At 75.1% G+C, this 20,259-nt stretch carries 21 protein-coding genes; 9 read left to right on the forward strand and 12 right to left on the reverse strand.

Going from position 1 to position 20,259, the window contains the following annotated elements; genetic code table 11:
• The first annotated feature begins 23 nt into the window (after positions 1 to 23).
• From pyrG to ABD665_RS19635, 8 genes are all read left to right on the forward strand, one after another.
• Positions 24 to 1,691 (forward strand): CTP synthase, encoded by a 1,668-nt coding sequence (pyrG, locus tag ABD665_RS19600; protein WP_204912891.1) that lies wholly within the window; start codon positions 24 to 26, stop codon positions 1,689 to 1,691.
• Positions 1,692 to 1,738: 47 nt separating this feature from the next.
• On the forward strand, positions 1,739 to 2,383 hold the full coding sequence (locus ABD665_RS19605; RefSeq protein ID WP_344742900.1) for an NUDIX domain-containing protein: 645 nt from the start codon (positions 1,739 to 1,741) through the stop codon (positions 2,381 to 2,383).
• Between the two features lie 191 nt (positions 2,384 to 2,574).
• Positions 2,575 to 3,801 (forward strand): glycosyltransferase 87 family protein, encoded by a 1,227-nt coding sequence (locus ABD665_RS19610; protein WP_204912890.1) that lies wholly within the window; start codon positions 2,575 to 2,577, stop codon positions 3,799 to 3,801.
• A 78-nt stretch (positions 3,802 to 3,879) separates the two neighbouring features.
• Positions 3,880 to 5,043: an aminotransferase class I/II-fold pyridoxal phosphate-dependent enzyme gene (locus tag ABD665_RS19615; RefSeq protein WP_204912889.1), complete on the forward strand. Its 1,164-nt coding sequence runs from the start codon at positions 3,880 to 3,882 to the stop codon at positions 5,041 to 5,043.
• 106 nt (positions 5,044 to 5,149) lie between these two features.
• A complete protein-coding gene (locus ABD665_RS19620) occupies positions 5,150 to 5,524 on the forward strand; it encodes a YciI family protein (RefSeq protein ID WP_204912888.1) in 375 nt (124 codons plus the stop codon).
• A complete protein-coding gene (locus tag ABD665_RS19625) occupies positions 5,506 to 6,792 on the forward strand; it encodes a DUF6596 domain-containing protein (protein ID WP_204912887.1) in 1,287 nt (428 codons plus the stop codon). The genes ABD665_RS19620 and ABD665_RS19625 overlap by 19 nt, the downstream gene beginning before the upstream one ends.
• A 120-nt stretch (positions 6,793 to 6,912) precedes the next feature.
• Positions 6,913 to 8,028: an alanine dehydrogenase gene (gene ald / locus ABD665_RS19630; RefSeq protein ID WP_204912886.1), complete on the forward strand. Its 1,116-nt coding sequence runs from the start codon at positions 6,913 to 6,915 to the stop codon at positions 8,026 to 8,028.
• Entirely contained in the window at positions 8,025 to 8,981 is a 957-nt protein-coding gene (locus ABD665_RS19635) for a tyrosine recombinase (RefSeq protein WP_204914712.1), read from the forward strand. Before ald ends, ABD665_RS19635 begins: the two co-directional genes overlap by 4 nt.
• A 14-nt stretch (positions 8,982 to 8,995) precedes the next feature.
• On the opposite strand, the gene ABD665_RS19640 is transcribed toward ABD665_RS19635, so the two are convergent.
• The 9 genes from ABD665_RS19640 to ABD665_RS19680 form a co-directional block, all read right to left on the reverse strand.
• On the reverse strand, positions 8,996 to 10,279 hold the full coding sequence (locus ABD665_RS19640; protein WP_344742839.1) for an MFS transporter: 1,284 nt from the start codon (positions 10,277 to 10,279) through the stop codon (positions 8,996 to 8,998).
• Complete coding sequence (locus tag ABD665_RS19645; protein WP_204912885.1) at positions 10,276 to 10,779, reverse strand: DUF2127 domain-containing protein; 504 nt, start codon at positions 10,777 to 10,779, stop codon at positions 10,276 to 10,278. The genes ABD665_RS19640 and ABD665_RS19645 overlap by 4 nt, the downstream gene beginning before the upstream one ends.
• Positions 10,776 to 11,339, reverse strand: coding sequence for a Chromate resistance protein ChrB (locus ABD665_RS19650; protein ID WP_204912884.1), 564 nt, complete (start codon positions 11,337 to 11,339; stop codon positions 10,776 to 10,778). The genes ABD665_RS19645 and ABD665_RS19650 overlap by 4 nt, the downstream gene beginning before the upstream one ends.
• 14 nt (positions 11,340 to 11,353) lie before the next feature.
• Complete coding sequence (locus ABD665_RS19655) at positions 11,354 to 12,862, reverse strand: ATP-binding protein (protein WP_344742842.1); 1,509 nt, start codon at positions 12,860 to 12,862, stop codon at positions 11,354 to 11,356.
• Positions 12,859 to 13,545: a response regulator gene (locus tag ABD665_RS19660; RefSeq protein WP_204912883.1), complete on the reverse strand. Its 687-nt coding sequence runs from the start codon at positions 13,543 to 13,545 to the stop codon at positions 12,859 to 12,861. The genes ABD665_RS19655 and ABD665_RS19660 overlap by 4 nt, the downstream gene beginning before the upstream one ends.
• Positions 13,546 to 13,609: 64 nt before the next feature.
• Entirely contained in the window at positions 13,610 to 14,164 is a 555-nt protein-coding gene (locus ABD665_RS19665) for a hypothetical protein (RefSeq protein WP_204912882.1), read from the reverse strand.
• A gap of 2 nt (positions 14,165 to 14,166) precedes the next feature.
• Positions 14,167 to 15,042 carry an ABC transporter permease gene (locus ABD665_RS19670; protein ID WP_204912881.1) on the reverse strand — a complete coding sequence of 292 codons (876 nt, stop codon included), beginning with the start codon at positions 15,040 to 15,042 and terminating at the stop codon, positions 14,167 to 14,169.
• Positions 15,039 to 16,001 carry an ATP-binding cassette domain-containing protein gene (locus ABD665_RS19675; RefSeq protein WP_204912880.1) on the reverse strand — a complete coding sequence of 321 codons (963 nt, stop codon included), beginning with the start codon at positions 15,999 to 16,001 and terminating at the stop codon, positions 15,039 to 15,041. Before ABD665_RS19675 ends, ABD665_RS19670 begins: the two co-directional genes overlap by 4 nt.
• Before the next feature lie 49 nt (positions 16,002 to 16,050).
• On the reverse strand, positions 16,051 to 17,085 hold the full coding sequence (locus ABD665_RS19680; RefSeq protein WP_204912879.1) for a cation diffusion facilitator family transporter: 1,035 nt from the start codon (positions 17,083 to 17,085) through the stop codon (positions 16,051 to 16,053).
• Between the two features lie 80 nt (positions 17,086 to 17,165).
• Here ABD665_RS19680 and ABD665_RS19685 point away from each other — a divergent pair, with 80 nt between their 5' ends.
• The gene (locus ABD665_RS19685) at positions 17,166 to 17,531 is read left to right on the forward strand and encodes an ArsR/SmtB family transcription factor (protein WP_344742847.1); all 366 of its coding nucleotides are present in this window, start codon (positions 17,166 to 17,168) and stop codon (positions 17,529 to 17,531) included.
• Positions 17,532 to 17,566: 35 nt separating this feature from the next.
• Here the strand turns inward: ABD665_RS19685 and ABD665_RS19690 are convergent, their stop codons facing one another.
• From ABD665_RS19690 to ABD665_RS19700, 3 genes are all read right to left on the reverse strand, one after another.
• The gene (locus ABD665_RS19690) at positions 17,567 to 18,568 is read right to left on the reverse strand and encodes an SDR family oxidoreductase (RefSeq protein WP_204912878.1); all 1,002 of its coding nucleotides are present in this window, start codon (positions 18,566 to 18,568) and stop codon (positions 17,567 to 17,569) included.
• Entirely contained in the window at positions 18,565 to 19,458 is an 894-nt protein-coding gene (locus ABD665_RS19695; RefSeq protein ID WP_204912877.1) for an SDR family oxidoreductase, read from the reverse strand. Before ABD665_RS19695 ends, ABD665_RS19690 begins: the two co-directional genes overlap by 4 nt.
• 98 nt (positions 19,459 to 19,556) lie before the next feature.
• Positions 19,557 to 20,258 (reverse strand): alpha/beta fold hydrolase, encoded by a 702-nt coding sequence (locus ABD665_RS19700; RefSeq protein ID WP_204912876.1) that lies wholly within the window; start codon positions 20,256 to 20,258, stop codon positions 19,557 to 19,559.
• Position 20,259: the final 1 nt, after the last annotated feature.

Here is a 20,259-nt window from a genome sequence, read left to right on the forward strand (position 1 = left end):
GTCATGGCCTAGGCTGGAGGCCCGTGGGACCACGCGCGAAGTTCACCAAGCACCTGTTCGTGACCGGCGGGGTCGCTTCCTCGCTCGGCAAGGGCCTGACGGCCTCCAGCCTGGGCAGCCTGCTCGTGGCGCGGGGTCTCAGCGTGTCGATGCAGAAGCTCGACCCCTACCTCAACGTCGACCCCGGGACGATGAACCCGTTCCAGCACGGTGAGGTCTTCGTCACCGAGGACGGCGCGGAGACCGACCTCGACGTCGGCCACTACGAGCGCTTCCTCGACCGGAACCTCTCGGCCGAGGCGAACATCACCACCGGCAAGGTCTACTCCTCGGTCATCGCCAAGGAGCGCCGCGGCGACTACCTCGGCGACACGGTCCAGGTGATCCCGCACATCACCAACGAGATCAAGGACTCCATGCTCGCCATGGGCGGTCCGGACATCGACGTGGTCATCCACGAGATCGGCGGCACGGTCGGCGACATCGAGTCGCTGCCGTTCCTCGAGGCCGCGCGCCAGGTCCGCCACGACGTCGGCCGCGAGAACGTCTTCTTCCTGCACGTCTCGCTGGTGCCCTACATCGGCCCGAGCGGCGAGCTCAAGACCAAGCCGACCCAGCACTCGGTCGCCGCGCTGCGCCAGGTCGGCATCCAGCCGGACGCCGTCGTGTGCCGCTCCGACCGGGAGATCCCGGAGTCGGTCAAGCGCAAGATCTCGCTCATGTGCGACGTCGACGAGCAGGCCGTGGTGGCCTGCGCCGACGCGCCGAGCATCTACGACATCCCCAAGGTGCTGCACGCTGAGGGTCTGGACGCGTACGTGGTGCGTCGCCTGGACCTGCGGTTCCGGGACGTCGACTGGACGCGCTGGAACGACCTGCTCGAGCGGGTCCACCACCCGCGCGAGGAGGTCGTGATCGCGCTCGTCGGCAAGTACGTCGACCTGCCCGACGCCTACCTCTCGGTCGTCGAGGCGCTCCGCGCCGGCGGCTTCGCGAACCGGGCGAAGGTCGGCATCCGCTGGGTGCCGTCCGACGCGTGCTCCACGCAGGAGGGGGCGGCCAGCCACCTCGGGGACGTGGACGGCATCGTCATCCCCGGCGGCTTCGGCATCCGTGGCACCGAGGGCAAGATCGGCGCGATCCAGTACGCTCGCGAGCACCAGATCCCGATCCTCGGGCTGTGCCTCGGCCTGCAGTGCATGGTCATCGAGGTCGCCCGGAACCTGGCCGGCCTGAGCGGGGCGGACAGCAGCGAGTTCGCGCCCGAGACGCCCCACCCCGTGGTCGCGACCATGGCCGAGCAGGTGGCGATCGTGTCCGGCGAGGGTGACCTCGGCGCGACGATGCGGCTCGGGGCCTATCCGGCCGAGCTGCAGGCCGGCTCGGTCGTGGCGAAGGCGTACGGCCAGACCCAGGTCAGCGAGCGGCACCGGCACCGCTACGAGGTGAACAACGCCTACCGCGGGCGCCTCGAGGAGGCCGGGCTCGTCGTCAGCGGGACCTCCCCGGACTCCCAGCTGGTGGAGTTCGTCGAGCTGCCGGCCGAGGTCCACCCCTACTTCGTCGCGACCCAGGCCCACCCCGAGCTCAAGTCGCGCCCGACCAAGCCGCACCCGCTCTTCGCCGGCCTCGTCGACGCGGCGCTGGACCGGCGCCTGTCGACCCGGCTGCCGGTGGAGCAGCGCCGGTGAGCGCTCGCTCCCTGGGCGACGACCGCGTGGTCCTGGCGCCCGCCGAGCTGGCCGACCTCCCGCTGGCCTGGCCCGTCCTCTCCACCGAGGTGCTGGCGGAGGGTCACGTCGCGACGTTCGCGCAGGACGTCGTCCGTACGCCCGACGGCGGCGAGATGACGCGCGAGTACCTGCGTCACCCGGGAGCCGTCGGCATCATCGCCCTCGACGACGACGAGCAGGTCGTCCTCGTGCGGCAGTACCGCCACCCGGTGCGCCACCGCCTGACCGAGCCGCCCGCCGGCCTGCTGGACCACGCCGGGGAGGACCCGCTCGTCGCGGCGCAGCGTGAGCTGGCCGAGGAGGTCGGGCTGTCGGCCGGGCGTTGGAACGTGCTCGTCGACCTCTTCAGCACCCCCGGGATCATCGGCGAGGGGCTGCGGGTCTACCTGGCCCGCGACCTGGCGCCGGCGGACCGCCCCGAGGGCTTCACGGCCGAGGGCGAGGAGGCCGAGATGGACACCGTCTGGGCGTCCCTGGACGACCTCTTCGACGCGGTCCTCGACGGCCGCCTGCACAACCCGACGCTGGTCAGCGGTGTCCTCGCCGCGGGTGCGGCGCGGCTGCGCGACGGGTTCGCCTCGCTGCGGCCCGCCGACGCACCCTGGCCCGCGCGCGACGCGCTCGCTGCCGCGGGCCTGCTGCCCGACTGACCTGCTCGTTCCGGCGCCCGACACGGCGGCGGGTCGTCTGCGTCGCGCTCAGCCGGCACCGCCTGGTCGATCTCGGTCGTCCGATCGAGCAACTTCCCTGCCCGACGAAACGGTTTGGCCGGGCAGCCCGGAGGTAAGCGGGTCCGGGGTCCAGCAGCGGGCCGACCTGCCCACCTCCCGAGGAGGCGGCGTTGGCCCGCTCCCGCACCACCCTCCCGCTCCGCCGCACCTGGCCCGCCCGCACGGCCTGGGCCGTCTTCGCGGTGTGCACGGCCGTGCTGGTGCACATCGCCGTACGCCGGCCCGCCGGTCCCGACGGGATGTCGGACCTCGGTGTCTACACGGGCGCCGTCCGGGCGCCGCTCGACGGCGGCAGCCTCTACGGCTTCGCCGCGGCCAACGGCGACCGGTTCGTCTACCCGCCGTTCGCGGGGCTGCTGCTGGTCCCGGTCGCCGTCCTGCCGGACCTCGTCGCCCGCGTGGTGTGGACGCTGCTGTCGTGCGCCCAGGTCGTGGTGCTCGCCTGGGTGGTGGTTCGGAGGAGCCGGTTGCCCGCGCTCGCCCGCCTGGCGCCCGGTGTCCGGGTCCCGCTCGTCGCGACGGTGCTGCTGCTGACCTACCCGGTGTTCAGCGGGATCTTCCTCGGTCAGGTGAGCCTCCTCGTCACCCTGCTCGCGCTGGTCGATGCCGTGGACCTCGCACCGCGCCGGTTCGCCGGCGTCGCGACCGGGCTGGCCGCGGCCCTGAAGCTCACGCCGCTCGTCTTCGTCCCCTACCTGTGGTTCACCGGGCGGCGCCGCGCGGCAGGAACCGCTCTCGTCACGTGGGCGGCGGCCGCGGCCGTCGGGTGGTGGCTCGCGCCCGCCGACTCGCGCCGCTTCGTCGCCTCGCTCGGCGAGGACCGGCCGTTCCAGGACCTCGGGCAGGGCGACAACGCCTCGCTCGTCGGCCTCCTCACCCGCTCGGGCCTGGGCACCGGGAGCGGGCCGGTGCTCGTCGCGCTGCTCGTCGTCGTCGCCCTCGTGATGGTCCTGGGGTACCGGCGCGCCCGGTTCGCGCACCGCCGGGGCGAGGTGCTGGCGGGCGCCGTCGTCGTGGGGGCCGTGGCCGTGCTGGTGTCGCCGGTGTCGTGGAGCCACCACCAGGTGCCGCTGGTCCTCGCGGCGGCGTGCGGTCCCGCGCTCGGACGGGTCGGCGCGGCGACCTGGACGGCGGCGGTCCTGCTGCTGACTGGCATCCCCGTCCAGGCCCTGCTGCTGCACGTCGGGGCGCCGGGACCGCTGCTGCGCGAGTCGAGCGTCCTGCTGGCCCTCGCGGTCGCCTGCGTGGTGCCGTTCGGTGCGACCCGAACCGCCCGCGCGAGCAGCTCCGTCGCCCTGCTGCACCGACGCGGCGACCCGGACGCCGCCGGTCCCTGAGGTCCCGGCAGCCCTCCGTGAACCGCCGTCCGGCGGGTCTGCCTGCGGTGCGGGGTCCTTCCGTGGTCGGCTGTGCCCGTGCACCCGCGCCACCGGCTCGACCTGCGGCCGGCCGACGTCGGCCACGGGCTCCTCGCGGTCCTCACGGCCCGCGGCCGTCGCCGCCGCGAGCGCGAGCTGCTCGCCCTGGTCGACGCGGCCGACGACGGGTTCGCCGCGCTGTCCGTCCGGGCGGCCTGGGAGCTGCTGCTGGCGGCCTGCGCCTGGCCGCCCGGGTCCGAGGTCGTGCTCTCCGCGATCACCCACCCGGGCATGGCCGCCCTCGTGGGCGAGGCGGGCCTCGTCGCGGTCCCGGTCGAGGTCGACCTCGACACCCTGCTGCCCGACGTGGCGGCGCTCGAGGCCGTCGTCACCGACCGCACCCGGGCGGTGCTGGTGGCGCAGCTGTTCGGCGGTCGGGCCGACCTGTCGGTGGTCGCCGCCCTCTGCCGCCGCCGGGGGCTGCTGCTCGTGGAGGACGCGGCGCAGGCGTGGACCGGCCCGGAGACGCTGCGGTCGGCCGCGGACGTGACGCTGGTGAGCTTCGGCCTGCTGAAGACCGCGACGGCGGCTGGCGGCGCGCTGGTCCGGGTCGCGGACCCCGCCCTGCTGCTGCGGCTGCGCCGGCTGCACCGCGCCTGGCCCGTGCAGAGCCGGCTCGACCACGCCGCCCGGCTGCTCCGGGCCTTGGCCCTGCTGCTGCTCGGCGAGCCGGGGGCGTACGGGGCCTTCCTCCTGCTCTGCCGGGTGCTCGGCGCCTCGCCCGGCGCGGTCCTCGAGCGGGCCACCCGTACGCCCGCCCCGGGCCCGGGCCGCAGCGCCCGGCTCCGCCCGTCCAGCGCCCTGCTCGTGACGATGGCCCGCCGGTTGTCGGCGGAGGACGGGAGCCCCGCGCGGGTGCGCTCGCGGACCGCGGCGGGGGAGCGGCTGCGGGCCGTGCTGCCCGACACGCTGCGCCAGCCGGGCGCCCGGGTGTCCCGGACGCACTGGCTCTTCCCCGTCCGCAGCGCCGACCCGGAGGCGCTCGTCGCCCGGCTGCGCGCCGCCGGGGTCGACGCCAGCGCCGCGACGAGCAACCTCGTGGCGCTGCTGCCCGACGGGCCGGGCTCCGACCTGATGCGGCACGTCGTCTACGTGCCCGCCTACCCCGAGCTGCCGCCGGACGTCCGGACCGCGGTCCGGCGGGTCCTCGCCGAGCAGTGACCCCGGTCCGGACGGTCGACGGGTGCCGGTGTCGATCGGGGACGGGCAGGATCGTCATGACGGCGAAGGAGCCCGACGAGCGGGCCCCGGCACCAGGAGGTCCACGATGCGCTACACGTTGCTGCTGCACTACCCCGAGCAGTCCGGCTCGCTGAGCCCCGAGGAGCTCGCGGAGGGTCAGCGGGCCTTCACCAGCTACGCCGCCACCCTGGACGCGGCGGGCGTGCTGCTCTCGGCCGAGGTCCTGCAGCTGTCGGTCGCGACCACGACGGTCCGCGTCCGCGACGGCGTGCTCCAGGTCCAGGACGGCCCGTACGCCGACACCAAGGAGCAGCTCGGCGGCACCTTCGTGCTCGACGTGCCCGACCTCGATGCGGCCCTCGAGTGGGCCGGCCAGGCGCCCGCCGTGGCGTGGGGCGGCGTCGAGGTGCGGCCCGGCGCGGTCTTCTACGCCGACGGCCAGTGGCGCCCGAACGCCTGAGCGGGACGCCGGCCGCCGCCGTCGCCGAGCAGGCGGCGCGGCGGTCGTACGGGCGGCTCGTGGCCCTGCTGGCCACGTCGTCCGGCGACCTGGCCCTGGCCGAGGACGCGCTCGCCGACGCCTTCGAGCAGGCGCTCACCACCTGGCCGCGGACCGGCGTGCCCGGCAACCCGGAGGCGTGGTTGCTGACCGTCGCGCGCAACCGGCAGCGCGACGTGTGGCGCTCGGCCGGGCACCGGCGCCGGGCCTGGTGGGAGGAGGTGGACGACGTGCGTGACCCCGTGCCGCCGCCGGGGGTGCTCGAGGACGGGGCGGCCGACGCGACGCTGCCGGACCGCCGCCTCGAGCTGCTCTTCGTCTGCGCCCACCCGGCGATCGACACGGCCGTGCGGACGCCGCTGATGCTGCAGGCCGTCCTCGGCTTCGAGGCGGCGGAGGTCGCGGCGGCGTTCGCCGTGCCGACGTCCACCATGGCCCAGCGGCTGGTCAGGGCCAAGCGCCGGATCCGCGACGCCCGGATCCCCTTCGCGGTGCCTCCGCGCGCGGCGCTGCCGGGACGGCTGCCGGCGGTCCTCGAGGCGGTCTACGGGTGCCACGCCGTGGGCCGCGGCGCGCTGGCCGGGGAGGCCCGGTTCCTCGCGGTGACGCTGGCCGAGCTGCTGCGCGACGAGCCCGAGGCGTGGGGGCTGGCCGCGCTCGTCACGCTCGACGACGCACGGGCGCCGGAGGAGGGCACGCCCTACGTGCCGCTCGAGGAGCAGGACCCTCGGCGCTGGGACGCGGGCCTCCTCCGGGCCGGTGAGGACCTCCTGCTCCGGGCGGGCGGCGGGACCCCGGGCCGCTACCGGCTCGAGGCCGCGATCTCCGCCGTGCACGTGGCCCGCGCCCGGACCGGGACGACGGACTGGTCGGCGCTGGAGGTGCTCTACGCGGCCCTGCTCGCGGTGGCTCCCACGCTCGGCGCCCACGTCGCCGCCGCGAGCGTGGCCGGGCGGCGGCACGGGCCCGACGCCGGCCTCGCCCGGCTGGACGCACTGCTCGACGAACCGGGCACCGCCGGCTTCCAGCCCTGGTGGGCGGTGCGGGCCCACCTGCTCGAGGCCGCCGGCCGGCCCGTCGAGGCCGCCGCCGCGTACGAGCGGGCGGTCGCGCTGACCGGCGACGAGCCCGTGCGCGCCCACCTGCGCGCACGTCGCGAACGGCTCGGTGGCGGCTCCCGCCGGCCGCGCACCGACGGCGGCGCGCACCCCGCACGCGGCCTGCGGTGACGTCCCTCGTGGCGCACCCACCGACCGGCTGCCCCACGTCTATGCTCGCCTCGTCGGAGCAGTGCCGCAGACGCCGGGGTGGGCCGGACACCTCCGCCGTCTCCAACCCAGGAGTGACGCGTGAAGGTCGGAGTACCCACCGAGGTCAAGAACAACGAGGGCCGCGTCGCCATCACGCCCTCGGGCGTGCACGAGCTCACCAGCCGCGGTCACGAGGTCCTCGTGCAGTCCGGCGCCGGCGTCGGTTCCTCGATCCCGGACGACGCGTACGGGGCGGCGGGCGCCAAGGTCGTCGAGGGCTGGGAGCCGGTCTGGCACGAGTCCGAGATGGTGCTCAAGGTCAAGGAGCCCGTCGAGGTCGAGTACGACCGCATGCAGCCCGGGCAGGTCCTCTTCACCTACCTCCACCTGGCCGCGAACCGCGCCTGCACCCGCGCCCTGGTCGACCGCAGGGTCACGGGGATCGCGTACGAGACCGTCCAGCTCCCGAACGGGTCGCTGCCGCTGCTCGCGCCGATGAGCGAGGTCGCCGGCCGGCTCGCGCCGCAGGTCGGGGCCTACCACCTGATGGCCTCGCAGGGCGGCCGCGGAACCCTCATGGGCGGGGTCCCGGGGACGCACCCGGCCAAGGTCGTCGTCATCGGCGCTGGCGTCTCGGGCATGGAGGCGGCGACGATCGCGCTCGGCATGCAGGCCGAGGTGACGCTGCTCGACCTGAACATCGACAAGCTGCGCGACGCGGACCGGCTCTACCGCGGCCACATCAAGACCGTCGCCTCGAACAGCTTCGAGGTCGAGCGCGCCGTGCTCGAGGCTGACCTCGTGGTCGGTGCGGTGCTCGTGCCGGGCGCCAAGGCACCGACGGTCGTGACGAACGACCTGGTCGCGCGCATGAAGCCCGGCAGCGTGCTGGTCGACATCGCCATCGACCAGGGCGGCTGCTTCGAGGACAGCCGGCCGACGACCCACGCGGACCCGACGTTCCGGGTGCACGACTCGGTCTTCTACTGCGTCGCGAACATGCCCGGCGCGGTCCCGCACACGTCGACGTACGCGCTCACCAACGTCACGCTGCGCTACGCCGCCAGCCTGGCCGACCGCGGCTGGCGCGAGGCGCTGCGCCGCGACCCGGCCCTCGCGCTCGGGCTCAACACCCACGACGGCGAGCTCATGAACGCGCCCGTCGCCGCGGCGCACGGCACCACCGCGCGTCCCGTGGCCGAGGTGCTCGCCTGAGCGGTCTGGAACGGCTCGTCACGGCCTACCTCGATCACCTCGTCGTCGAGCGGGGTGTCTCCGCGCACACCGTGGCGGCCTACCGGCGCGACCTCGCCCGCTACACCGACCACCTCGCGGGGGTGGGGGTGACCGACGTCGCCGACGTCACGCCGGCGCACGTGGGGGCGTACGCGTCGACGCTGGCGGAGGGGGTTCCGGGGACGGAGGGTTCCGTGGCGCAGCCGCCCCTCGCCCCGGCCAGCATCGCCCGGGCCGTCGTGGCGGTCCGCAGCCTGCACCGCTTCGCCGTGGCCGACGGGCTCGCGACGACCGACCCGGCCGTCGAGGTGCACCCGCCCCGCCCGGCGCGCCGGCTGCCCAAGGCGCTCACCCTCGACCAGGTGCAGCTGATGCTCGACCTGCCCTCCACCGAGACCGCCGAGGGGCTGCGCGACGCTGCCCTGCTCGAGCTCCTCTACGGCACCGGCGGGCGCATCAGCGAGATGGTCGACCTCGACGTCGACGACCTGAGCCGGGCCCTGTCCGGGCCGCCCGACGAGCTCGCGGGCCTCCGCGTCCTCGGCAAGGGCAGCAAGGAGCGGGTCGTCCCGCTCGGCTCCTTCGCCCGCCGCGCGGTCGAGGCCTACCTCGTCCGCGGCCGGCCCGCCCTCGCCGCCCGCGGTCGCGGCACGCCCGCCCTGCTCCTGAACGCCCGCGGGGCGCGCCTGTCGCGGCAGAGCGCGTACGCGGTCCTGCGCCGGGTGGCCGAGCAGGCCGGGGTGCCCGGCGAGGTCAGCCCGCACACGTTGCGGCACTCGTTCGCCACGCACCTGCTCGACGGCGGCGCCGACGTGCGCGTGGTGCAGGAGCTGCTCGGGCACGCGTCGGTGACCACGACGCAGATCTACACCCTCGTCACCGTCGACCACCTGCGCGAGGTCTACGCCGGCGCGCACCCGCGGGCCCGCTAGGCCGTCCCCACGCGTCAGGCGGTCGTGGCGACCCGTGCCCGGCGGACGTGCCGCAGCGTGACGACGAGCAGGACCAGGGCCACCAGCTGCGTCGCGGCGACCACGACGACCAGCGCGGGCAGCGACCGTTCGTAGAGGCTGCCGGCCAGGACCCCGCCGAGCACCGCCGCGCCGCCCTGCACCGCCGCGAACAGCCCGTACGCCGACGCCCGGGTCGCCGGCGGCACGAGGTCGGCGACGAGCGCCTTGACCGTCGAGTCCTGCACGCCCATCGCCGCGCCCCAGAGCAGCACGCCGACGAGCACGGCGACCACGGAGCCGGTGAAGGCGAGCGGCGGGACGGCGGCGACGAGGAACGGGAGGACGAGCAGCACCCGCCCCCGGAACCGGTCGAAGAGCCAGCCGGTCGCCAGCGCCGCGACGGCCTCGGCGCCCATCGCGGCGGCGTAGACGAGCGGGACGGCCGCCACCGGCACGACGTGCTCGCGGGTGAGGTGGAAGGAGATGACGCCGAAGGTGACGAGCCCGGCGGTCGCCGCCCCCGCCGCGGCCGCGAAGAGCCAGAAGGTGCGGGGGAGCCCGTCACCGGGGTTCCACCAGCCCGCGCGACGGGTCGCGGGTCCCGGGGGTCCTTGCGTCGGTGCGGCGGTGGGGGCGGTCGCCGGACGGGTGTCCGGGTTGCCCGTACGGCGGCGGATCCAGCCGAGGACGAGCAGGGCGGCGACGCCGGGCACGACCAGGACGGCCAGCGCCGGCCAGAGGGTGCCGGCGAGCGCGGCCACGCCGGCGACCAGCAGCGGCCCGGCCACCGCACCGGCCTGGTCGAGGGCCTTGTGCACCGCGAAGCCCCGGCCCAGCCCGACCCCGCTGGCCGCGTGGGCGAGGAGCGCGGTCTTGGCGGGGCTGCGCACGGCCTTGCCGGTGCGTTCCGCCAGGATCAGCGCGCACGCGAGCGCCAGCCCGGCGCCGCCCAGGAACGGGGTGACGGCCAGCGCGGGCACGCAGACCGCGGTGATGCCGTAGCCGACGATCGTGAGGGTCCAGTAGCGCCCGCTGCGGTCCGCCCAGCGCCCCGAGACGAGCCGGAGCAGCAGGGCCATCGCCTCCCCGACGCCGGTGACGAGGCCGACCAGCACCGCGCTCGCGCCGAGGGACGCCAGCAGCGGGCCGGTGATCGAGCGCGCCCCCTCGTAGACCATGTCGGCCGACAGGCTGACGACGCCGAAGCCGACGACGGCCCGCCAGGGCGACCAGGTCCGTCCGGGTGCGCGCTCCTCGCGCGTCTCTGACGCGCTCACGCGGCCACCACGACCGGGGCCGCACGTCGGCGGCGTTGCACGCGCCACTCGCGCCAGGTCAGGGCGACGATGACCGCGTCGAAGAGCGTCAGACCGACGAGTCCGGCGGTCGGGTCGAGGACGATGCGGTAGAGCTGGTAGGCGATGAAGAGCAGCAGCACGACGATCAGCCAGGGGTAGGCCCACAGCTTGTCGCGCAGCAGCGCCAGCACGAGCACGACCTTCACGAGTCCGTGGACCAGGAGGTACACGGCGCCGAAGAGCACCGCGTGCCCGGTCAGGCCGTTCGCCGTGTGCAGCAGGTGCGTCGCCACGAGGTCGTGGGGGTCCTCGGACAGCTCCCCGTGGGTCCACGAGGCCGCGAGCCGCTGGAGGGTAGCCGGGGTCACGAGCAGCAGCAGGGCGCCGCCGACGACCTCGACGAGGCCGTTCAGCCCCTTGGCCACGATCCCCACCAGGAACACGCGATCGAGCCAGCCCCGGGGGTGGAACACGGTCACGACGCCGGTCCGCCGGTCTGGCCGAGGACCGCGTAGACCTTCTCCGCGTACGCGTCGAACCGTGCCTCGCACCGCTTCAGCTCCGCACCCGCGTCGCGCGTCGCCGGCACGCCCAGCAGGTCCCGGGCACGCAGGTCGCGGTACCACCGGCGGAGGCGGTCGAGGCTCTGCTCCTCCTCCTCGAGCTCGGCGAGGGTGTACTTGCCGATCTCCTCCTCGTGGTCGAGCTCGGCCAGGTACTTCCCGCAGTCGGCGACGAGCTCGGTCCACTCGGCCTCGCGCGCCGCGGCGTACAGCCCGTCGAGGTGCTGGGCGTCCGCCTCGGCGTGCCCCCGCGCCGCAAGCACGAGCAGCGTGCCCTCCGCGGTGGCCACCAGCGCGCGCACCCGGTCGAGCACGGGGGAGACCGCCGGCAGGTCCGGCAGCGCCCAGGTCGCCTGGCCCAGCGCGACGGCACCCGAGCGCCGCAGCTCGCGCCACACGGCCGTCCTGTGACGGGCCGGCTCGGCGGGGACCCGGACCAGCAGGACGAGCCAGCCCCGCGCTGTCGGTTCTTCCATGACACCAGGATATGTCACAGGTGTGACACCTCGGCGTGTTCGTCGTTCTGCACGGGCTCGTCGGCGTCCGCGGCGACCACCGCCCGTCCGGACGTCGGGAGCAGGACGGTCACCGTCATGCCGGGGCCGTGGTCGCAGGTGACCGGGAGCGCCGTGCCGTGGCTCTCGTGGTGCCCGTCGTGGCAGAGCCGCAGCTCGCCCCCGCTGCGGGCCACCGTCGCCGCGACGACGGAGAGCCCGAGCCCGAACCCCGGCCGCGACCGGGACTCCGGCGACCGCGTGAACCGCAGGGTGGCCGTGGCCAGCAGGTGCGGGTCCATCCCGGACCCGGCGTCGTCCACCTCGAGCCGGCCGACGCCCGCGGCCGGCCGGTCGACGCGGGCGCGGACCGGCGGGCGTCCGTGCAGCGCGGCGTTGTCGAGCAGGTTGCCGACGACCTGCGCGAGCTCCACCTCCGCGAGCCGCACGGCGACCGGGACCCCCGCCTCCACGTGGAGCGCGGGGCTGCTCCCGGGCGGGTCGCCGGTGCCGCGCGCACGGTCCTCGGCCGCGCGGCGCACGACCTCGTCGAGCCTCGCGTCCTCCTCGCCCACCTCGCCGTCCGACGGACGCTGGGTGCCGGCCCGGAGCAGGTGCTCGGCCAGCCGGTTCAGGCGGTCGAGGTCGGTCCGGACCTCCCGCAGGACGGACTCGTGCTCGGCGACGCTGCGCGGGCGGCTCAGGGCCAGCTGCACGCGGGTGGTCAGCAGGGTGAGGGGCGTCCGGAGCTCGTGGCTGGCGTCGCGGACGAAGTCACGTTCGCGCTCGACGGCGGTCTCGAGGGCCTCGAGCATGGTGTTCAGCGTGCGGCCGAGCCGGGTCACCTCGTCGTCGCGCTCCTCGGAGACCTCGAGGCGGACGTGCGGGATGCCCTCGGCGATCTGCGCCGCCTGCGCCCTGTAGCGCTCGACGGGCCGGAGCGCGGACCGGGCGAGCAGATAACCGACGGCGGCGGTCACCGTCAGCGCGGCGAGCCCCGCGATGCCGAGCTGGACGAGCAGCTCGAGCAGCGCCTCGTCGCGGTGATCGCGCCGGACGGCGACCACGAGGACGCTGGCGGGGGCCTGCGCGGCGGCGAGCGGGACCGCGTACGCGCGCAGCGGGTGCTGGTCGATCGGGAGCAGGGCGCCGATGTCGCGGCGCACGGGAGCCACGCGCGCGGCGCGGGCGTCGACGGGGTCCAGCAGCGGGGAGGTGCCCGCGGTGGCGCTGCCAGCGAGGATCCGGCCCTGCGCGTCGAGGACCTGGTAGATCTCGTTGCGGTCGGTGGCGGAGGCCTCGGGCCCGAGACCGCCGTCGGCCGTGACGAGCGGGCTCAGCCGCGCCGACGTGCCGGCGAGCTCCTCGTTGAGCTGCCGGTCCAGCGCGAAGTGCACGCGCCAGTAGACGAACCCGCCCGCGGCGAGCAGCACGAGCAGCATGGTGGCGGAGAAGCCGGCGACGAGCCGGACCCGCAGCGGCAGCCGGGCCAGCGAGGGCGTCACGAGCGGGGGTCTGCTTCGACGCGGTAGCCGGACCCGCGGAGCGTGGTGATGGTGCTGGTGCCGAAGGGCCGGTCGATCTTGGCGCGGAGGCTGGAGACGTGCACGTCGATGACGTTGCTGCGCAGGTCGGTCTCGGAGTCCCACACCGCCTCCAGGACGTCGTCGCGGGTGACCAGCTCACCGGCGCGCTCCAGCAGCAGCTGCAGGATGGCGAACTCGCGCGCCGACAGGTTCAGCTCCTCGCCGGCGCGCGTGGCGCGGCGGGCCCGCGGGTCGACGACCAGGTCGCCGGCACGCAGCAGCTCGTCGGCGTCCTCCCTGCCCGAGCGGCGGTGCAGGGCGCGCAGGCGGGCGAGCAGCTCGTCGAGCTCGAACGGCTTGGCGAGGTAGTCGTCCGCGCCCGCGTCGAGCCCGCCCACGCGGTCCTCGAGGCTGGTCCGCGCGGTCAGCATCATGATCGGCGTCCGGACCCCGTGCTGGCGCAGCCGGCGGCTGATGGTGGCCCCGTCGAGCCCGGGCAGCATCCGGTCGAGCAGCAGGACGTCGAGGTCGCCCCCCACCAGCGCGGCGTCGTACGCGGCCCGCCCGTCGTGGTGGGTCTCCACCTCCCACCCGGCCTCCGCCAACGACAGCCCGAGCAGGTCGGCCAGCCGGACGTCGTCCTCGGCCACCAGGATCTTCATCGAGACGCACCCCTCCGCCGTCCGAACCTAGTGGTCATGCCCCGTCTGCGGGACCGGTCGGGCCTCACGCGTCGGGGTCGAAGCAGACGTCGAACGCGTTGACCGGGTTCTGGACCTCCCTCCCGGACGTGTCGGTCAGGGTGAAGCTGCCCACCAGGCTGGCCGGACCGTTGGCGGTGTAGCAGGAGCTGGCGTGGACCTGCAGCTCGAACTTGCCGGTCTGGCTCTTGGCCGCGTCGTCGACCCAGGTGACCATGCAGATCCAGTCGCTTCCGGCCCCGACGTCGGTCACGGTCGGTCCGCCGCGGTCGCAGGTGCTGCTGGTGCCCATCGAGGCGGTGGTCACCCCGGGGTGGCCGAGCAGCTGCTGCTGCTGCACGTAGAGGTGGGCGAACGCGGCGTCGAGAGAGCTCTCGAGGCGGGGGCGCGTGACGTCCGGGCCACCGGCCGTTGCCAGGAGGGACGCGGCGACGACGACGGCAGCCGCTCCGACGGCGGGCCGCAGCCAGCGGAGCGCCGAGGGACGCCGGCGTCCGGCCGTCTCCTGGCGCTCGCCGGCGTCCTGGTGCTCGCGGGGGTGCTGGTGTTCGCGGGGGTGCTGGCGGGTGGGGTTCGGCACGATCAACCTCCGATGATGTCGCGGCGGCGCAGCGACGAGTAGGCGAGGGCGAGGCAGACGAGGGTCCAGACACCGGCGGCGACCAGCCCGTCCAGGAAGGGACCGGTGAAGGGTGCGGCGGCGAAGAACCCGTGCCAGGACTCGAGCGAGGTGCTCAAGAGCGCGCGACGCAGCAGGCCGATGCCGCTGACGGACCCGAGGAGCCCCATGGCGAGGCCGACCACGACCGGTCCGACGACCCCGAGCGCAGGGTTGCGGGTCCGGACCGACAGCAGGATCGCCAGCGCCGTGAAGCCCACCAGGGCGGGCAGGGTCGAGAGCCAGGCGGCGACGACAAGGCCGAGGGCGTGCGACGGGGGGATGGTCTGGCCGGTCAGGCCCGTGAGCGGCTGCGTGCCGACGAGGAGGACCGACGAGACGATCGCGCTCGCCGCCAGCACGAGGAAGCTGGTCACCGCGAAGGCGACCGCGGCGAGGGTCTTGGCCCAGAACACCTGGGTGCGGCTCACCGAACGGGTCAGGATCGTCTTCCAGGTCCCGTGCTGGTCCTCGCTGGCGAAGATGTCGCCCGCGACGAGGCTGGCCAGCAGCGGGAACACCCACTGGACGAGGAAGCCGAGCAGCAGCAGCGGCACGGCGTAGCCCGACTCGTGGACGTGGCGGCCGAAGAGCGTGTCGGCCGGCGGCCGCTGGCTGCGGAGCACGAGGACGACGACCGGCGGCGCGACCAGGCACCCGAGGAGCATCGCCCGCGTGCGGACCAGGGCGGCGAGCTTGACGACCTCCCAGCGGAAGGCCGCTGCGGAGCCCGCCCGTCGGGGGCTGCCGCCGACGGGACGGGAGCGGGTCACGGCGCGGTCGTCGGTCGTGGCGCTCATCGCGAGGTCTCCTCGAGGTCGGTGCGGGTCAGCTGGTCGGCGTCGGCGGGGGCGGACTCGGTGAGCATGAAGAACAGCGCCTCCAGCGGCGCCTCTCCGAGCGTCAGGCTGCGGACCGCGACCCCGGCACCCACGACGGCCGCCACGTACGCGTCGATCACGGGTTGGCTCCCGCGGACGGCGAGCCGGCCGTCGGCGGAGGTGACGCCCAGCCCCTCGCGGCCCTGCCCCAGGGCCAGCGCGGCGGCGTCGTCGGAGGTCGAGAGCAGGTGGGCCTGGGGCGGGGCCTGGTGCCGCAGCTCGGTGATGGTGCCGTGGAAGGCGACGGAGCCGCGCTTCATGATCGTGACGTTGTCGCAGATCTCCTCGACCTCGTCCATGTCGTGGCTGCTCAGCAGGACCGTCAGCCCGGAGGAGGTGAGGCGCTTGACCAGCGCCCGCATGTCCCGGATGCCGGCCGGGTCGAGGCCGTTGGCGGGCTCGTCGAGGACGAGCAGACGGGGCTCGCGCAGGAGCGAGGCGGCGACGCCGAGCCGCTGACGCATGCCGAAGGAGTAGCCGGCGACCTTGTCGCCCCCGCGCCCGGTCAGGTCGACCACGTCGAGGACCTCGGCGATGGTCCGGGCACCGGTCCCGCCGTCCAGGCCGGCGAGCAGCTCGAGGTTCCGGCGACCGGTCAGGTAGGGGTAGAAGCGCGGGCTCTCGATGAAGCCGGCGACACCCTCCAGCGCGGCCGTGCCGTCGCGCTCCCACGTGCGGCCGAAGACCTCGAGGCTCCCGGCGTCGGGCCGGATCAGCCCGAAGAGCATCCGCAGGAAGGTCGTCTTGCCGGCGCCGTTGGGCCCGAGGACGCCGTAGACCTCGCCCTCCGAGACCTGGATCGAGATCGCGTCCACCGCGGTCAGCGCACCGAAGCGCTTCGTCAGTCCCTCGGCCCGTACGGCCAGCGCTGGAGTCATGCCTGCGACGCTAGGCCGACCTCCATGAAGGGACGATGAACCGGCCGGCTCAGGCCGCAGGGCTCACGTGCACGGTGGCCGAGCCGAGCCGGCCGACGTACGCGATCAGGTGCTGCTCGACGTGGTGGGCGAGGTCGTGCCCCTCGACGACGGTGAGCCCGGGGTCCACCGTGACGTCGGCCTCCGCGTGCAGGGTGTGCCCGATCCAGCGCAGGCGCAGGTCCGGGACGGCCCGCACACCGTCCACCGCCCCGACCACGGCGAGCGCCTGGTCGACCGTCGCGGGGTCCACGGCGTCCATCAGCCGCGCGCCGACCTGGACGACCGCCGAGCGCAGGACGCCGAGGATGGCGACGGTGATCAGCAGGCCGACGACGGGGTCGGCCCACCGCCAGCCCAGGGCGACACCGCCCGCGCCGAGGAGCACCGCGAGGCTGGTGAAGCCGTCCGTGCGCGCGTGCAGCCCGTCCGCCACGAGGGCGGCGGAGCCGATCTGACGCCCGACCCGGATGCGGTAGCGGGCGACGAGCTCGTTGCCGAGGAAGCCGACCACGGCCGCGCCGGCCACCGCCCAGAGGTGGGTGACGTCGCGCGGGTCGAGCAGCCGGCGGACCGCCTCGTACGCCGCCAGCGCCGCCGACAGCGCGATCATCGCGACCACGAACAGGCCGGCGAGGTCCTCGGCGCGGCCGTAGCCGTACGTGAAGCGCTTGGACGCGGCCCGGCGCCCGAGGGCGAAGGCGATGAGCAGCGGGACGGCCGTGAGGGCGTCGGCGACGTTGTGCAGCGTGTCGCCCAGCAGGGCTACGGAGCCCGACAGGACGACGACGACCCCCTGGAGGATCGCGGTCGCGCCCAGGCCGACGAGGCTGATGAGCAGCGCCCGGCGCCCGGCCTGGTTGGCCTCGAGCGCGTCGTCGATCTGGTCGGCCGTGTCGTGGGAGTGCCCCCCGAACAGCTCGGAGACGGTGTGCCGGACCCGGCCCGCCAGGTTCGTGGGGTGCTCGTGCTCGTCGTGCTCGTGCTCGTGCCCGCGCTCGTGGAGGTCGTGCTCGTGCTCGCGGGCTTCGCGGGTGTGGCTCATGGGACGCCGTTCTGGTCGAGGAACGACACCACGTTACCTGCGCAAACATGCAGGTGTCGGGCGGTCCGTAGGCTGCACGGGTGGGTCCTGAGCAGCGCGTGGGTGGGCAGGCCCGACCCGCCGCGCACCCGCGGCAGCCGAGCGAGGCCCAGGTCGGCGCCGCGGTGACGGCCTTCGGCCTGCTCGCCGAACCCACCCGCGTCCGGCTGCTGTGGGCCATCCGGGAGCAGGGCGCGGACGTGACCACCCTGGCGGCCGCCGCAGGCTGCAGCCCCACGGCGGCGAGCCAGCACCTCTCCCGGCTCCGGCTCGCCGGCCTGGTCGAGGGCGAGCGTGACGGGCGGCGGGTCGTCTACCGGATCCGTGGCGGCCACGTCCGCCGGCTGCTGGAGGAGGCCCTGTTCCAGGCCGACCACCAGGTCACCGGCGAACCAGTCCACGACTGACGGTGCCGGGTGGCCCGAGCCTGTGCCGAGCTTGGTCAGGCCCGTCTGAACCGCCGCACCAGCGTCGGCGCGGCGAGCGCGCCCGCCGCGGTCAGGACCCGGGCCCGCGGGTGCAGCTGGAGCCACGTGAAGAGGCTCGGCCGGCCGTGGAGGTCAGCCTTCACGCGGTCGTCCGAGGTCGGCGCGTCGAGGTTGCCGGGCGACCCGCCCGGCACCTTCTCGCGGGTCGACTCGGCGCGGATCGCGACCTTGGCCAGCAGCAGGTCCATGACCTTCGGCGCCAGGGCCTCCGTCGCGAGCATCTGCGCCGCGGCGCCGCCGGCGAGCAGGTCGCGCACGGGGTGCTCGGCCGCGTGCTCGACGCAGGCGGCGACGACCTCGGGCGAGTAGACCGGCGGCGGACCCTTCGGCCTGCGGTCCATCTTGTTCCGCGAGTTGGTGAACAGCGGGGTGTCGATGGTGGCGGGCTTCACGGTGGTCACCGAGATCGGCGCCCCGTCGGCGATCAGGTCGCGCCGCAGCGCGTCCATCGCCCCCTGCACCGCGTGCTTGCCCGCGCTGTACGCGGCGTGCAGCGGCAGGGCCACCCGGCTCTCGACCGAGGAGATCGAGATGAGCGCGCCCTGACCCGCCGCCCGCAGGTGCGGCAGCGCGGCGAGCGCGCCGTGCACCTGGCCGAGGTAGTTCACCTCGACCACCCGGCGGAACTCGGCCGGCGTCGTGTCCTCGAACGTCGCGAAGAGCGACAGCGCCGCGGCGTTCACCCAGGTGTCGATGCGGCCGAACCGGCTGACCGCGAGGTCCGCCAGCCGCTGCACCTGGTCGGGGTCGGCGGCGTCGCAGACCAGGTGGACGGCCTCGCCGCCGGCCGCCGTGATCTCCTGCACCAGGCTGGCGAGCCCGGGCTGGCTGCGAGCGCCGACGACGAGCCTCGCGCCGCGCGCCGCGAGGCGCAGGGCCGAGGCCCGGCCGATGCCGCTCGACGCGCCGAGGACGACGACGACCTGCTCGTCGAGGGGCTTGAGGCGGATCTTCACGACGTCGGGTTCCCGCCGGTCACGCCCAGCATCTCGGCGGTGACGTAGCTGGACTCCTGCGAGGCGAAGAACACGTACGCGGGGGCGACTTCGGCCGGCTGGCCCGCGCGGCCGAGGGGGGTGCTCTCGCCGTGGCTCTCGGACTTCTCCGTGGGCATGGTCGCGGGGATCAGCGGCGTCCAGATGGGGCCCGGGGCGACGGCGTTGACCCGGATGCCCTTCTCCGCGACCTGGGCCGCGAGGGCCTTGGTGAAGTTGTGGATGCCGGCCTTGGTCGTGGCGTAGTCGAGCAGCTCCGGCGACGGCGAGGTCGCCTGGATGGACGCGGTGTTGATGATCGTGGACCCGGCCTGCAGGTGCGGCAGCGCGAGCTTGCACAGCCAGAACATGGCGTAGAGGTTCGTCTTCATCACCCGGTCCCACTGCTCGGTGCTGATGTCGGCGATCCCGCCCATCTGCACCATCTGGTACGCGGCGTTGTTCACGAGGATGTCGATGCCGCCGAGCTCGGCGACGGCGGTGTCGACGACCTTCCGGCACTGCTCCTCGTCGCGGATGTCGCCGGGGCAGCGCACGGCCCTGCGGCCGGCCGCCTCGACCAGCCGCGCGGTCTCGGCGGCGTCCTCCTCCTCCTCGGGGAGGTAGCTGATCAGCACGTCGGCCCCCTCGCGGGCGAAGGCCAGGGCCACGGCGCGACCGATGCCGGAGTCGCCACCGGTGACGATCGCGCGCTTGCCGGTCAGCCGGTCGCTCCCGCGGTAGGACTCCTCGCCGTGGTCGGGCTGGTCGCCCATGTCGGAGGTGAGACCCGGGTGGGCGATCTCCTCGCCGGCGCTCGCGGGCTGGTCGTACTGCTCGGACGGGTCGGTCTGCGTCGTCTGGTCGCTCATGACTGCCCCGTACCCGGGCCCGGCCGGGGTGAACCGGGACGCGCCGGAGGAGCGGGGACATCACCCCGAGCGGTGACCGCCCGACCGGAGCCCGTGCGTCAGGCGGGCACGCGAGCCGCGGCCTCGAGGACCGCGGCCAGCTCGTCGGGCCGGCTCAGCGCGGGGCAGTGCCCGCCGGCGATCTCCACCCCGGTGACGCCGAGCCGTTCCCGCGCCAGCCGACGCTGCAGGTCCGGCGGCAGGAACCGGTCCCGGGTGCAGACCACCGAGGTCACCCGCGCCCGTGGCCAGGCGTCGAGCGGCCACGGCGTCGACCCGGACGCCGGGGAGGGGTGGGCGCGCACCCGGCCCGCCGCCTCGAGGGCCAGGGCCCGGGGGACGTCGTGGAAGAAGGTCGCCAGGTCGTCGTCGCCGTCCTGGACCGGGCCGTGCGTCGCGGCGGCCCGCTCGACCGCCTCCGCGTAGCCCACGTGCTCCCACCAGTCGTCCGGACGCTCGCCGGGGGCCGGCACCATCGCGGCCACGAGGACGAGCGCGTCGGCGTCGAGCCGCTCGGCCACGAGCGGGGCGGTGAAGGCCCCGTACGAGTGCCCCACGACGACCCAGCCGCCGGGAGGCGGGCGCACGTCCGCGACGGCGGCGAGGACGGCGTCGCGGTAGTCGGTCAGGGTCAGGGCGTCGTCGTCGGCCGGCAGGTCGGGGGCCACGGTCGCGTGCCCGTGGGCGCGCAGGGCGGCCTCGACCAGGTGCCAGCTCCACCCGGTGTCGCCGGCCCCGTGGACGAACGCGAAACCGGTCACG

Source organism: Microlunatus spumicola, from assembly GCF_039536445.1.
In the GTDB taxonomy this organism is placed as follows: domain Bacteria; phylum Actinomycetota; class Actinomycetes; order Propionibacteriales; family Propionibacteriaceae; genus Microlunatus; species Microlunatus spumicola.